The 12,849-nt window shown below is 51.0% G+C and carries 11 protein-coding genes and 1 pseudogene; 5 read left to right on the forward strand and 7 right to left on the reverse strand.

The window, feature by feature from the left end:
* Position 1: 1 nt before the first annotated feature.
* On the forward strand, positions 2 to 652 hold the full coding sequence (gene narL / locus ACMV5H_RS14015) for a two-component system response regulator NarL (protein ID WP_021805679.1): 651 nt from the start codon (positions 2 to 4) through the stop codon (positions 650 to 652).
* Here the strand turns inward: narL and ACMV5H_RS14020 are convergent.
* The 3 genes from ACMV5H_RS14020 to ACMV5H_RS14030 all read right to left on the reverse strand — a co-directional run bounded on the left by ACMV5H_RS14020 (position 649) and on the right by ACMV5H_RS14030 (position 4,844).
* On the reverse strand, positions 649 to 2,466 hold the full coding sequence (locus ACMV5H_RS14020) for a YchO/YchP family invasin (protein WP_414821998.1): 1,818 nt from the start codon (positions 2,464 to 2,466) through the stop codon (positions 649 to 651). The genes narL and ACMV5H_RS14020 overlap by 4 nt on opposite strands.
* Before the next feature lie 419 nt (positions 2,467 to 2,885).
* Positions 2,886 to 3,839, reverse strand: coding sequence for an HTH-type transcriptional regulator Cbl (gene cbl, locus ACMV5H_RS14025; protein WP_115158080.1), 954 nt, complete (start codon positions 3,837 to 3,839; stop codon positions 2,886 to 2,888).
* A gap of 309 nt (positions 3,840 to 4,148) precedes the next feature.
* Complete coding sequence (locus ACMV5H_RS14030; RefSeq protein WP_021805682.1) at positions 4,149 to 4,844, reverse strand: gamma-glutamylcyclotransferase; 696 nt, start codon at positions 4,842 to 4,844, stop codon at positions 4,149 to 4,151.
* 375 nt (positions 4,845 to 5,219) lie between these two features.
* Here ACMV5H_RS14030 and ACMV5H_RS14035 point away from each other — a divergent pair, with 375 nt between their 5' ends.
* Positions 5,220 to 6,038: a siderophore-interacting protein gene (locus ACMV5H_RS14035; RefSeq protein ID WP_021805684.1), complete on the forward strand. Its 819-nt coding sequence runs from the start codon at positions 5,220 to 5,222 to the stop codon at positions 6,036 to 6,038.
* A 309-nt stretch (positions 6,039 to 6,347) separates the two neighbouring features.
* A complete protein-coding gene (chaA, locus tag ACMV5H_RS14040; RefSeq protein WP_021180982.1) occupies positions 6,348 to 7,448 on the forward strand; it encodes a sodium-potassium/proton antiporter ChaA in 1,101 nt (366 codons plus the stop codon).
* Positions 7,449 to 7,501: 53 nt separating this feature from the next.
* On the opposite strand, the gene lpxO is transcribed toward chaA, so the two are convergent.
* A complete protein-coding gene (lpxO, locus tag ACMV5H_RS14045) occupies positions 7,502 to 8,404 on the reverse strand; it encodes a lipid A hydroxylase LpxO (protein ID WP_414821999.1) in 903 nt (300 codons plus the stop codon).
* 575 nt (positions 8,405 to 8,979) lie between these two features.
* Positions 8,980 to 9,552 (reverse strand): tyrosine-protein phosphatase, encoded by a 573-nt coding sequence (locus ACMV5H_RS14050; protein WP_414822000.1) that lies wholly within the window; start codon positions 9,550 to 9,552, stop codon positions 8,980 to 8,982.
* A gap of 134 nt (positions 9,553 to 9,686) precedes the next feature.
* On the opposite strand from ACMV5H_RS14050, the gene ACMV5H_RS14055 reads away from it, so the two are divergent.
* Positions 9,687 to 10,160, forward strand: a complete 474-nt coding sequence (locus ACMV5H_RS14055) for a GNAT family N-acetyltransferase (RefSeq protein WP_414822001.1) — start codon at positions 9,687 to 9,689, stop codon at positions 10,158 to 10,160.
* Positions 10,161 to 10,362: 202 nt separating this feature from the next.
* On the opposite strand, the gene ACMV5H_RS14060 is transcribed toward ACMV5H_RS14055, so the two are convergent.
* Both ACMV5H_RS14060 and ACMV5H_RS14065 read right to left on the reverse strand, forming a co-directional pair.
* A complete protein-coding gene (locus ACMV5H_RS14060; RefSeq protein ID WP_141132458.1) occupies positions 10,363 to 10,842 on the reverse strand; it encodes an Hcp family type VI secretion system effector in 480 nt (159 codons plus the stop codon).
* A gap of 469 nt (positions 10,843 to 11,311) precedes the next feature.
* Complete coding sequence (locus tag ACMV5H_RS14065; protein WP_065684230.1) at positions 11,312 to 11,983, reverse strand: hypothetical protein; 672 nt, start codon at positions 11,981 to 11,983, stop codon at positions 11,312 to 11,314.
* Between the two features lie 411 nt (positions 11,984 to 12,394).
* Here ACMV5H_RS14065 and ACMV5H_RS14070 point away from each other — a divergent pair.
* Positions 12,395 to 12,766: pseudogene (locus tag ACMV5H_RS14070) on the forward strand (Presumed portal vertex protein); the annotation flags it as partial.
* Positions 12,767 to 12,849 lie beyond the last annotated feature (83 nt).

Raw genomic sequence — 12,849 nt, forward strand, 5'->3', positions numbered from 1 at the left:
TATGACGACCGAAGAAGCTGCCACCATACTGCTGATTGACGATCACCCCATGCTGCGTAACGGCGTCAAGCAGTTGATTAGCATGGATCCGCGGCTGCAAGTCATCGCCGAAGCCAGCAATGGCGAACAAGGGGTGGAACTGGCGGAGACGCACGATCCCGACCTGATCCTGTTGGATCTGAATATGCCCGGACTGAACGGCCTGGCAACCCTGGATCGCCTACGCCAAACCGCCCTTTCCGGCCGCGTGGTGGTGTTTAGCGTCTCCAACCATGAAGACGATGTAGTGAGCGCGTTGAAACGCGGTGCAGATGGCTATCTATTGAAAGATATGGAACCAGAGGAACTGCTCAAGGCGCTGCATCAGGCGGCGGCAGGGCAAATGGTACTGAGCGAAGCATTGACTCCAGTGCTGGCGGCCAGCCTGAGGGAAAACCGCCCGGCGGTAGAACGCGACATCCAGCAGTTAACCCCGCGCGAGCGCGACATCCTCAAGCTGATCGCGCAGGGGCTGCCAAACAAGCTGATCGCCCGTAAACTGATGATCACCGAGAGTACCGTCAAGGTGCACGTGAAACACCTGCTGAAGAAGATGAAACTGAAGTCCCGCGTAGAAGCCGCCGTTTGGGTGTTGGGTAATAAGAAGGATTAGTTACCCTCTGGGTGCAACGGCCCGGTAACCGCCGGGATTGCCGGTGGCTGCAGCGTTTGCGGCGGCGGTAACCCAGGCTCCCCTTCAATAGACAAGCTCAGAGGAGCAGTAACCTGTAGCGTGATCCAGTTCGAGGTAGCTTTCTGCTGCTTTTCATCCTCAAGGGTGACGGACAGTTGGTAGTGATTGCTGGCCCCTGGCGTCTCATCCCACGCGGGCACCGTCAAGGTCCACCCCTGCGGATCGTTGATATTCGCCGGCGGCGTCAGGCTGACGGCCTGAGTGTCCCCTTGCCAGTTGACCGCAGCGATCTTATTGGCCGCCTTGATTTCCAGCACCAGCGGCAGCGTTTCCCCTGGATTCAGGCTCCATGACGGCGTCGCCAGAAACACCTGCAACGTTTTGCTTTCACGGAACTCCAGCACCGGCACATTATTACGTTCAATGCTGTCATAGCGGCTACCGCGCAATGATTTGGCCTGTTCTACGTAGTACGGAGAAATCTGTTTGAGCAGCGGCACCCCAAGGCGGTAGGTCATGGCCAGCTCGACCTTGTCCTGGGTTTCGCCCACATTATCCAGTTTGTGCAAGGCTTTGACCGTGACCAACGGGACCGGCGTATAGTTGAGCCCCACCTGCATAGCGCTAGGATCGGTTTGTTTGTTGCCATTGCCTAGCAGATCGACACTGGCGCCGCGATACTGTTCAAAGCTGAGCGAGGCCCCAAGCTGGTGGTAAAACGGCAGATAACCTTGAGTGGTAATGTCGTAGCCACGCGCCGGACGGCCGAGAAAGACGGCATTATTTGCCTGTGGTGAAAATGATGATAGCGGATGGTAATAGTTGGCCGATAAGCGTAGATAGTCACCCCAGGCTTCTGCACCGATGCTGCCGCGGTTGCGCTGATTCTGGAAATCACTGTCGAGTACGGAGTTGTAGCCCAGCAGCCAATCCCCCACCACCCAGCGCTGCCCCAGACCAAAATTACCCTGTGAACCGTTAGCCTTTTGCAGATAACCCACCTGGCTGTAGGTCAACAAGCCATCCACGTCATAGAGCGGGCTGAACAACTGACCGCTGCTGCCGGTAAAATCCCCTTCAGGTGTGACCGCAAGCGACAGTTTAGCGGTGCCAAGTGGCGAAAGCAGCTCCTCGGTCTCCTGCTGTAAGACCGAGCTGGCCTGGTTGGTCAGGTAATCTTTGGTATCGGCGCGCGCCCGCTCGCTGGATATCTGGTTAAGATTCTGCTCTGCCAGCTTTTTCGCCCGCGTAGCCCACTCTTTTTCTTTTTCGGCATCGTTGACGCCAGCGCTGCCCAGATCCGGCAATTCTTGCGCCGGGGATGCTTGCGCCTTGACCTCACTGACCACAGCCGCAGGCTTTTCTACCGGGGTCACGGCCGCAAGCACTTTAGCCGCGATATCAGCCGCATTTGCCACCGCCGGTGGAGCAATAACCTGGGTTTCTGCTGGAGGCGCTACTGTCTGAGCTTCTGCTACCGCAGCCGGTGGCGGTACCGTCTGGGTTTCTGCTGCAGGCGCCGGTGGTACTACCGTCTGGGTTTCTACTGTTGCTGTCGGTGGCGCTTTAGCCAGATCGTCAATCACGCTCGTCCCAACCGAGGGTGCTTCCACCGTAACCTCAGCTTCACTTTTTACTGCAGCGGGTGCCCCAGCCTGGGCATCAGCCACGCCAGCCACTGCCGGGGGAGCTTCCGCCTGGGCGTTAAACATTATCACCGGTAGAGCTAATAACCCGAGTAAGCGCGTGCTGGATAACAACTGTGACATCTTTTGCTGAATAACCTTGGTCATAACCACGTTTGCCCTTCGTCTTCCTTGCCGCATGGCAAACTTACCTCGTTGACACTACCGTTCCGGCAGGAAGAAAAAACCTGCCGCACAGCATAATGCAACCTGAAGCCATAGGGTAAGCGATCGGCAAAAAGAAGCCATCGGAAAAACCTGTAATCGTGGATCTCAACCAAAGGTATTACCAGCGATAAAAAAGACGTCCGAACAGCACATTCCACCATTGGGGCAAACGTGCTGCACGGACGCCTGTTGAAATTCGTCGCGGATAGTCAACGTTTCCGCGTTAAAGGTAAAGCAGCTTGTATGCCAGTTTGCCAAGCTACAGATTTTAGAGTGTTATTGCCGTGCAATCTGTAATCCACCCCTCACTATTGCACAGTGATATGGCGCGCTTTGCACCATTCCAGCGCATTACAGCCTCAGATCTGATAGTCGATAACCTGTTCCAACTGATCGGAGAACACTTTCTCTTTAATGTCCGTGAGCGACAAGGTGGGATTACATAGCTGGATAAACTGCCAGGTATAGTTACGTTGTAACTGACCGCGTTTCAGCCCCAACCAGACGGTATTAGGCTCAAACAAATGTTCGGCATTGAGGCTCACCAACCCACGATCGCGCTCTTTTTCAAACGACATATCCGCCAGAATGCCTACACCCAGCCCCAACTCAACATAGGTTTTGATGACGTCAGAATCCTGGGCGCTTAGCGCGATATCCGGCGTCAGCCCTGCGGCTTTGAATGCCGCATCCAGCCGTGAGCGCCCGGTGATCCCCTGGCGATAGGTAATCAACGGCAACGCACTGAGCATTTCCAACGTAACCAGCGGTTGGCGTGTCAATTCGTGGCCTTCCGGAACCAGGATTGCATGGTTCCAGCGGTAATAGGGAAAAGCAGCCAATGAGTCTTCGCTCATCAGGCGTTCACTGGCGATGCCGATATCCGCTTCGCCGCAGGCCAGCATGGCGGCAATCTCCTCCGGGCTCCCCTGATTAAGCACCACGCGCACCTGCGGATACAGCGCCCGAAACTCCTTAATCACCCCCGGTAGGCTGTAGCGGGCCTGGGTATGGGTGGTGGCAATATGGAGTTGGCCCGCGTCTTTACTGCTGAACACATCGGCCAGACGGCGGATATTATTGGCATCATTGAGGATGCGTTCCGCGACCACCAACAGCTCTTTGCCCGGTTCGGTCATGCCTAATAACCGTTTGCCACGGCGGATAAATATCTCAATCCCCAGTTCCTCTTCCAGCTCGCGAATATGACGGCTAACCCCAGACTGTGAGGTAAATAACGCATTCGCGACGTCAGTCAGGTTGTAGTTGCAACGCGCTGACTCACGGATAATTTTTAATTGCTGAAAATTCATTCCGTCCTCTTCTCTCCCCAAAACCGTTAACAATATTGATACGGAGTCTGGGCAAACAGAACAAATAAGGAATAGTCTTTACTTATAGCTTTTAATGCTAAGTGCATTTTTTATCATTAAAAATTCACCACCGCTTTTCTTTAGATTTTAAATGGCTTTAAAATTAATGAGATAAATAACCACCTTGATATTGTGGCTAAATGATTTATGCAGCAAAAAGTTATTACCTAGAGGGATAAGATATATCAACGCGAAGGTTGTTGAAGCATTTGGGGGCGCGCAATACCACGCCCCGACGGTAACTGAAGGTTAGGCCGTGGCTTCGCCACCTATTGGCCCCGAGGTGTTCTGTTGCAGCCACTGGCGGACATAGCCGACCAGATCGCCGATGCAGTCATCCTTCATGCCGTGATTTTTCAGCTCGTTGTCCAAGGCAAACAGATACTGCGCATTGGTGCCCAACGGGCCGCTGGCGCTGGCGATCAGCGGAGCGATCACCTGATGGCTGGTATCCGCTTCAAATAGCGGATGCTGCGGGTTCATCACAAACACCAAGGCGGTGACGATGCTGCCGTCTTCCAGCGTCAGGTCACACCAGGTTGGCAGATAGCAACCGGTGATCATCTCACGCTTCCACAGGAGTTCCAGCTCTTCACGTAGCTTATCTTCCGGCAGGCGGAAGGCCAGACCGGTGGTTTGCCCCCCTTCCTGCAGAGCAAGCATGCGCCCTGGCTGATGCAGCGTGCCCCGTCCGGCGGTCAAACGCAGGCAAAATGCCCGATGCCAGCCTTGCAGCGTCGCCGGGCGCACCTCTTCGGATTCAAATACTGGGTTCCACATCAGTGAACCATAGCCGAAAACCCATACTGGGCTATTATCCGGCCGCCTGGAGAGTGTACATGTCAGTGATGCCGAGCGCTGTTCCGGCGTCAGCAACAGCGACTCTTCGATCGTGCCGAATGCCGTTTTGCAGTCTGCTTTTTGCAGAAAATCTCGAGTTAACACCTAATACAACCTCCTGGGAATAGGATTGCCCTAAACCCTTCGCCACTGTGTATGCAATTTCTTTTTTGGGATTCGGGGCGTATTTATTTCCACCGCCCCGATGCATTAATGACCATATTCTTTTCTGACCTTTCAATCAAGTTTCCAGGCATATTTAATGTGAAAAAGTATTTGTACCCAGAAGCAATAATAATTATAGACGTAAAACTTTACTCTTCCCCTGCGTTTTGTTAACAGAGCTCAGCGTTTTAACCGTAAAAAAATACAATCCGGGCGGATCACGCCGCTTGGCCTGATGTGCTACGCCAATCAGCAAACAATTCTCATTATCAAATGGCATGATATACTGCCTGCAGAATGATAAAGGAGAACCCCGTGACAACCGAAACCCCTCGCAGCCGCGCACCCTATTTGATCGAAGTTGCCCGTTTACGCGACATCACGCCGCACCTGCGCCGTATCACCTTCAGCGCGCCAGACCTGCGTTTTTACCCTGCTGAAGCCGCCGCCGCACATATCAAGGTGTTCTTACCGCTCGTAGGCCAAACCCAGCCAGACCTGCCCACGCTCACCGAGAAGGGCCCGGTGTGGGCCGCCGATGCCGTACGCCCGCTAATTCGCACCTACTCTATTCGAGCCGTCCGCCCGCAACAGGGTGAAATTGATATTGAGTTTGCCCTGCACGACCATAGCGGGCCAGCGGTGAACTTTGCACGCCAGGCCAAGCCGGGGGATAAAATTGGTATCAGCAACCCTGGCGGCCCCAAACCAATGTTGCCAGCGGCCGACTTCTACTGCCTGGCTGGCGATCCTTCTTCATTACCGGCCATCGCCGCACTGCTGGAAAACTTGCCAGCACATAGCGAAGGCCACGCGTTTATCCGCGTCGATACCCCTGCGGACGTTATCGATCTGCAAAAACCTGCCGGTGTAGAACTAAGCTGGATCATTGGCGGCACGGAGAAAACGGCCGATCTCATCACGCAATTCTGCGCCTTGCCACTGTCGCAAAGCGGCACCCAGTACTGGCTGGCAGGTGAGGACCGCCTGGTGGTCGAACTGCGTCGTTACCTGCGCCGGGAGCGCCAATGTGAGCGTAATCAGCTTTATGCCGTACCTTACTGGCGTGAAGGGCTAAATGAAGAGGGTTACCACCAGAAAAGGCACGATATCATGGATAACATTGACTCCTGAACGCCATTATCTGCCTTATTTACCGTGAAAAATGTCAGTTAAAACCCTTTTATAGGCGTTTAACATAGAACACCTGGATTTTTACGTAAAAGTAAGTAAAAAAAACCGCATCGTATGCGGTTTTTTTGTTACTCTTATCACATAAAGCAAAGTTTTGCTTTCTAAAAACCAAACACAACATCACATTATTACTCGGCGTCATGCGCAGAGTGTATCCTATTATTATTAACAACTTTCTGGATACGCTGACCCTATCTGCAGGTGAACAGCGATGACGGGCCACGCAGTTTGAGAAGGAGATGTACCGTAATGAAGTCGCACAACGATCCTGGCCGATCCAAATCTCGCCACACAGAGTATTCCCTGATTTTCCCTATCGCCGCGTTGGTTGTGCTCAACCTGTGGAGCGGTACCAGCAGTTTCCCACTGATTGTGGCCATCAACATTATTGCCCTGGTCGGTATCCTCAGCAGTGCTTTCAGCGTGGTACGCCATGCAGACGTCCTGGCCCACCGCTTGGGTGAACCCTACGGCTCGCTGATCCTCAGCCTGTCGGTAGTGATCCTGGAAGTGAGCCTGATTTCGGCACTGATGGCAACCGGCGACGCGGCCCCGGCCCTGATGCGCGACACACTGTATTCAATCATCATGATTGTGACAGCCGGATTGGTTGGGGTTGCCCTGCTGCTCGGCGGGCGCAAGTTTGCTACCCAGTACGTTAACCTTGGCGGTATCAAACAATACCTGATGGCGATCCTCCCACTGGCGGTGATCGTGCTGGTGTTGCCAAGCGCCTTGCCTGGGGGCAACTTCAGCGTGGGCCAGTCACTGCTGGTTGCGGCCATCTCGGCGGCAATGTACGGCGTGTTCCTGCTGATCCAGACCAAAACCCACCAGAGCCTGTTTGTTTATGAACACGAAGATGACGATGGCGACCCGCACCACGGTAAACCCTCGTCGCACAGCAGCCTGTGGCATGCCGCCTGGTTGATCGTGCACCTGGTCGCGGTAATTGCCGTAACCAAATTCAACGCCAACCCGCTTGAAGGCTTGCTTACCAAGCTGAACGCACCAACCCAGTTCACCGGTTTCCTGGTTGCGTTGCTGATCCTGTCCCCGGAAGGGTTGGGTGCTCTGCGCGCGGTTTTGAACAATCAGGTGCAGCGCGCCATGAACCTGTTCTTCGGCTCGGTGCTGGCGACCATTTCACTGACGGTGCCAGCGGTAACGATTATTGCCACCCTGACTGGCCAGACGCTAATCTTCGGCCTGCAAGCACCGCATATGGTAGTGATGCTGACGGTGTTGATCTTGTGCCATATCTCGTTCTCTACCGGCAGAACCAACGTGTTAAACGGCACCGCGCACCTGGCGCTGTTTGCCGCTTATATGATGACGATATTTGCCTGATAGCGGGTGGTTACAAAACATCAACGGGGCGCATTATTTGCGCCCCGTTCTATTTATAGTGCAAAGAAAATCAGTGCTGCAATCCCGCCAAACAGCAGCCATTTGATAATGTAATAGCCCGTCTTGTTCCAGGCTTTTAATCGCTTGCCAACCTTACGCACGGCATAGATATATTTGAATAGCCGATTGACGCCGCCGGTACGATCGCCCTCTTCATTCGGTGCCGTCGCAGCACTCATCAAATTACGCCCCAACCAGTGATTCACCGCCTGCGCCCAACGGTAACGCATCGGCCGCTCGATGTCGCAAAATAGGATCAGGCGGTTTTCCCCGCTCTGGTTTTCGGCATAGTGCAGATAGGTTTCATCGAACATCACCCCTTCACCATCGCGCCAACTGTAGCGTTCGCCATCCACTTCGATAAAGCAGCGGTCGTCATTCGGGGTGATCAACCCCAGGTGATAACGCAACGAACCGGCATAAGGGTCGCGGTGGCGTGGCAAGCGGCTGCCATGGGGTAATTCGGCAAACATCGCGGCCTTCACCGAAGGCAGGCTACGCAACAGCGCAGTGGTTTGCGGGCATAACGCCATTGCCGAAGGATGGTTATCCTCATACCACTTCAGGTAAAAGCGCTTCCAGCCGGTTTTGAAGAAGGAGTTGAATCCGGCGTCGTTAAATTTATCCGACGCCTTGATTTGCTGGATCTCCATCAGTTGCTGCCCTTCTTCCCGAATGGTCTGCCAGTTGTCACGCAGGATAATGAGATCGGGGAACTGCTCCGGTTGCAGGTAAGGCGTGGTCGGCACCCGCGAGAACAGGTACATAAACACGTTCAGCGGGGCGGTAAAGGTGGAATGGTCAGAAAGCTGACGCCAAAAGGGATAGCGAACACGGCCACGATAATGAATATAAATAACGCAAAAAATCAATAAGATAAGAATGATATATTTCATGATAACTTCAGAGCCCCAAAATACAACCATCAGTATGCAAGCACAGCACACAACCCAACGATTCCTTTAGCTCCGTTAAGATTGGTTTAACGGCCGCAAGACACCAATAATTAACGCTATTGAAACCAAAATTCTATACAAAAAACCGCAAAAATTTACACAAAGCTTAAACGAGAATGGGATTTACGCTAGGGAGGAAGCTAACGATTTAGCAGATTCGGTTTGGGTGGAGTAAATGAACATACGGGGAGAGATATCGGATTGTCGGTCAGGCTATCGAGATCCCCCTCACCCCAACCCTCTCCCGCAGGGCGAGGGAGCTGCAACGGTACTGTGTTTGGAGAGGGGGCATTTTGACTAGGTCAGAACGGGGGCGTTAAGTCAGTGCGGAGGTTGGGTGCAAGAGCTAATCCGTGGCACGGTAGGTCCCCTCTTCCTGTGGGAGAGGAATTGATACGGTGCTGTAAACCGGTAAAGCGGCCAATTGGTAGCACGGCCAGTCCCCTCTCCCTGTGGGAGAGGGTTAGGGTGAGGGAACGATCGCCGTAGCCAGTGCCCCACCCTTTGCTAGCAAATCACTTCCCTTTGGTGAAGTTATCGGCAAAAACCCGCTGCCGTATAATGTTGACATCGACATCACCAATATAGCGCGCAATCCCCGCATAATAGCTTTCATGATAGCCATGTTCCGGCTTTCTCAATTCGACCAGCACCGCAGGTTTATCCGCGTTTTCAAACACCAGACGATACATTGCCACCACCAGCCCGGTACGATCGCTGCCATGCCAGCAGTGGACCAACACCGGTTTCAGGGCAAAACGAATTTCTCTGAGTGCCGCAACCACGATGTCATCATTAATTACGGCGGCGTTGATCGCCACCCGGCGCAGAAGTAGGCCTGTGCCTCTGGCTTCGCCGTCGTCGTCATGCCACTGGCGTAAACTGAGTACGGTTTTGATGCCCTGCTGCTCGAGCGTTTGCATCTGGGCAGCAGAGGGCTGAGAGGAGCGGAAGAGCTCAGGCGAAACCTGATGGAAGTTCTCTAGGGCCGTTGCATTTACCGAAGATGTAAAACTTCCCACCAGCAGCATCGCGCCCAGTAACCACGTTTTCCCTACGCTGGACCGCCAGCGCTGAATATCGTCCATAATATTATTCCTTAGTGATCCTGCGATTTATTGTACTCAAATTAGCCACAATGGTGCAGCTTTATTGGTATCATCCCATGCACTGCTGGCCACCAGCACATCATGGTTTCTACAACATATACAAAGAGTTAGTAATGGATATTGTGTTTAAACGCCTTAGCGATATCGATCGAAGCGAAATCATTGCCCTAAACACCAACCCATTGGTTTTACGCCAAATGCCCTTGGGTGATTCGAGTTTTGGCGATGCTGAATGTCTGGAATGGGTTATAGGCAAAGAATCCCAATGGGATGAATACGGATATGGGCCATGGGCTTTTACAGTAAACGACAAGTTTGTCGGTTGGGAAGGCTTGCAAAACGAAAACGGAGATGCTGACTTGGCCTTAGTGCTCCACCCTAACCATTGGGGACTCGGAAAAAAAATCTATGACAAAATTTTAGCTCATGCTTTCAATGAGATAGGACTCAATTCAATCACCATCCTGCTTCCCCCAACACGGTTGAAAATTAAAGCAATATTTCGGCTGGGATTTCCGTTTGATGGTGACATTGAATATGACGGCGTTCATTTTATTCGCTATCGATTACACTCCCCTAAACGGTAAAAATCCACACTGGCGGAAGATACGCTAATGGTGGCACGGCAAGCCTTTGGCTGAAGGTTAGAGTGAGAGGACGATCGCCGTAGCCAATCCCCCCTTTGTCTGGCTAATCACTCAGCCTTCACCGCAGGCCTGTACCACTAGCTTCACTGTCATTATCATGCCACTTTCGCAAACTGATCGAGTCATGGTTCAGATGGCACTCTCAATAAACATTGTCTGCCCAGATGCTATAACCTGAGGTGCCTGCTGCGTGATGCTTCCAGGTAACACTTTGATACTTTACCGACACCGACTCATAGGGTTGAGCATCATTATGGGTTAGCGAATTTGGATAATGGCTAGAAAAACCAACGATTGTCGCACCCGTGATTTCTATGGAGTAATACAGTTCTAAAGTTCCATCTGCCGCTGTGCGATAAAAATCAAAACGAAGCGTCAGCAACTCATTATTGGTTATTGCGATTCCAAACAGCGGCGATGACTTATCAATTGCTTTGACAAAATCGATAGGCTGATGGTTTACATGCTGTTCGCGTGTAAGATCATGATCAAATGAAAAGATAAGAATTTCATCTTCATGCCCGACTTGATACCTATTTCCTATCGAGGCATATGTCGAGCAACCAGCAGAAATCAATCCCTGCGCACGCCCTTTTACTGTTAAATAAATCAGATTGGCCATAATTACTCCCTTAAAGTTGATTGTTGCAATACTCCTTACCCGGAGTCACTCATCAATTTACTTCCTTAGAGAAGGATAACATTAAGCATCTTTCGCCACCTCGGAGACTCGTCTCGCTAAGAAAAAAGGACTCATCACCATGTTTAGGAGGATTATCCCATGAATATCCAGCACTTAGATCCTTTCCCGTACTTTTTATATATGAAAGTAACTTCCCATAGCTCTCATCGACATTGCTTAGCCCACAGGTATACATGATGCTAGTCTGCGGATCGGACTCATCACTGGGCCCATACTCAAAGTAATAATCCTCTGATAGCCTCGGGGCATTTCTTATCTCCGCATATGTCAGAAGATAGTATTTTAAGAATTCTTTATCAGTATAAGTAACATTAGGCATAGTCAATAACCACACCAAATAAAAAACAACAAAAAACACCGTTATAATAAAAGCCATCATTGTTTTCAATTAGCGCACACCTAAGAATACGTTAGCATCAAGCGTATTTATTACTAAATCACTCTCATAGGAGGAGAATGGCTTGATAGACGACAGATAAGATGGGAGCCCTTTTTTATAAGGGTATGCATTATTGGGAAATCTTTCAGGATCGGGGAAAACAATCGCTTTTAACTCATTATTTTTATACCGACCAACAGGGCCATAATAGTCCCATATTTTCTGTGCATATTCCTTTGGCTTTGGCCTAATGAGTGCCATGTAGTTACGGGGAAGAACTACGGAGTAAAATCCCAACAGGTTTGATACCAGATCCTCACAGCTAAAACCACTGTCCGTCACGCGGGAAAACAAAGCGTTCGATTGCAACCCTTCAAATTTTAGCGAAACATAAAACATTATTGAAAGTGCTATTGATCGTTTGGTTTCTATCGACAATCCCTTCTTGACTTTCCATTGTGCCCGAACGCCAGTGCGAATACTGACACCAGCAAATGCTTTCCCCATGGCCTGGGAGTAATTAACCAAAAAATAATTCTTTAGCAAGGGATTGTGTGGCTCACTAAGCAACTGCCCCCATAATGCTCTGGCATCATCCCCTTTAGCATGCCCTTTATCAATCCACCCAAGATGTTCGGTATAGATTAATCGGCCTTTTTCTATGTCTGCCCTGGTTGTCATGCCCCTAACTCCTGTCAGGCCCCTTATTGATATCAGTATTACTATATATTAATAATTATGTCCATACACTAAAACTCACCCCCCATAATCGATTTATCAAACCACATTAAAATCAATCAATTAAATAAAATTAGTGTGTTGTAACTAAGTTATTGATTGAATATATAAACTTGAAATCATTAATGCTTAATATTTATTACTTATTTGACTTAACTTACAAGCTCAAAAACACCGCAACCTAGCCCACACAGACCACTGGCGAGCCGTCACTGGTATTGAAACCTTTCTCTCTGCTGCGGCTAACCGCTAACTGATTCACGTTAAACACAGCATTTAAGCCAGTACCTTGAGTACGCACCCGCTGTTGCGCATACTGATTGCATCATATAGATCACTGATGCGACCAAGGGCACCACCGACGTCGATGCGGTGCGCGAGGCGATGAGTAACTCAAAGGGTTTGGGTAATTTCAAGAACCTGTTTTTCTATGTGCCGAACGGAAAGCCCAACGGGATTAAAATCGTGCCGCTCAGTGAAGTAGCCACCAAAGACGATTTCTTTAACATCAAGAAAGTCAGCGCGGCAGACCTTATGGATGCCCACCGTATCCCCTATCAGTTGATGGGTGGCAAGCTGAAAAACGTCGGGTCAACTGGCGGCGTAGAGAAAGCGGCAAAGGTCTTTGTGCGCAACGAGCTGACTCCGCTTCAGGAGGTAAATGACTGGCTTGGCATTGAGGTCATCCGGTTTAAAAAATACAGCCTCAACAACGACGACGAGTAACCCTACAGCCGCTAATTTAGGTGTATTAGTCGCGACCTGACCTGGCACGGCTACGGCACAGAGCCAAATCCAATCTGACAGGC

Origin of the sequence: Serratia sp. N21D137, from assembly GCF_047530005.1 — a bacterium.
Lineage (GTDB): Bacteria > Pseudomonadota > Gammaproteobacteria > Enterobacterales > Enterobacteriaceae > Chania > Chania fonticola_B.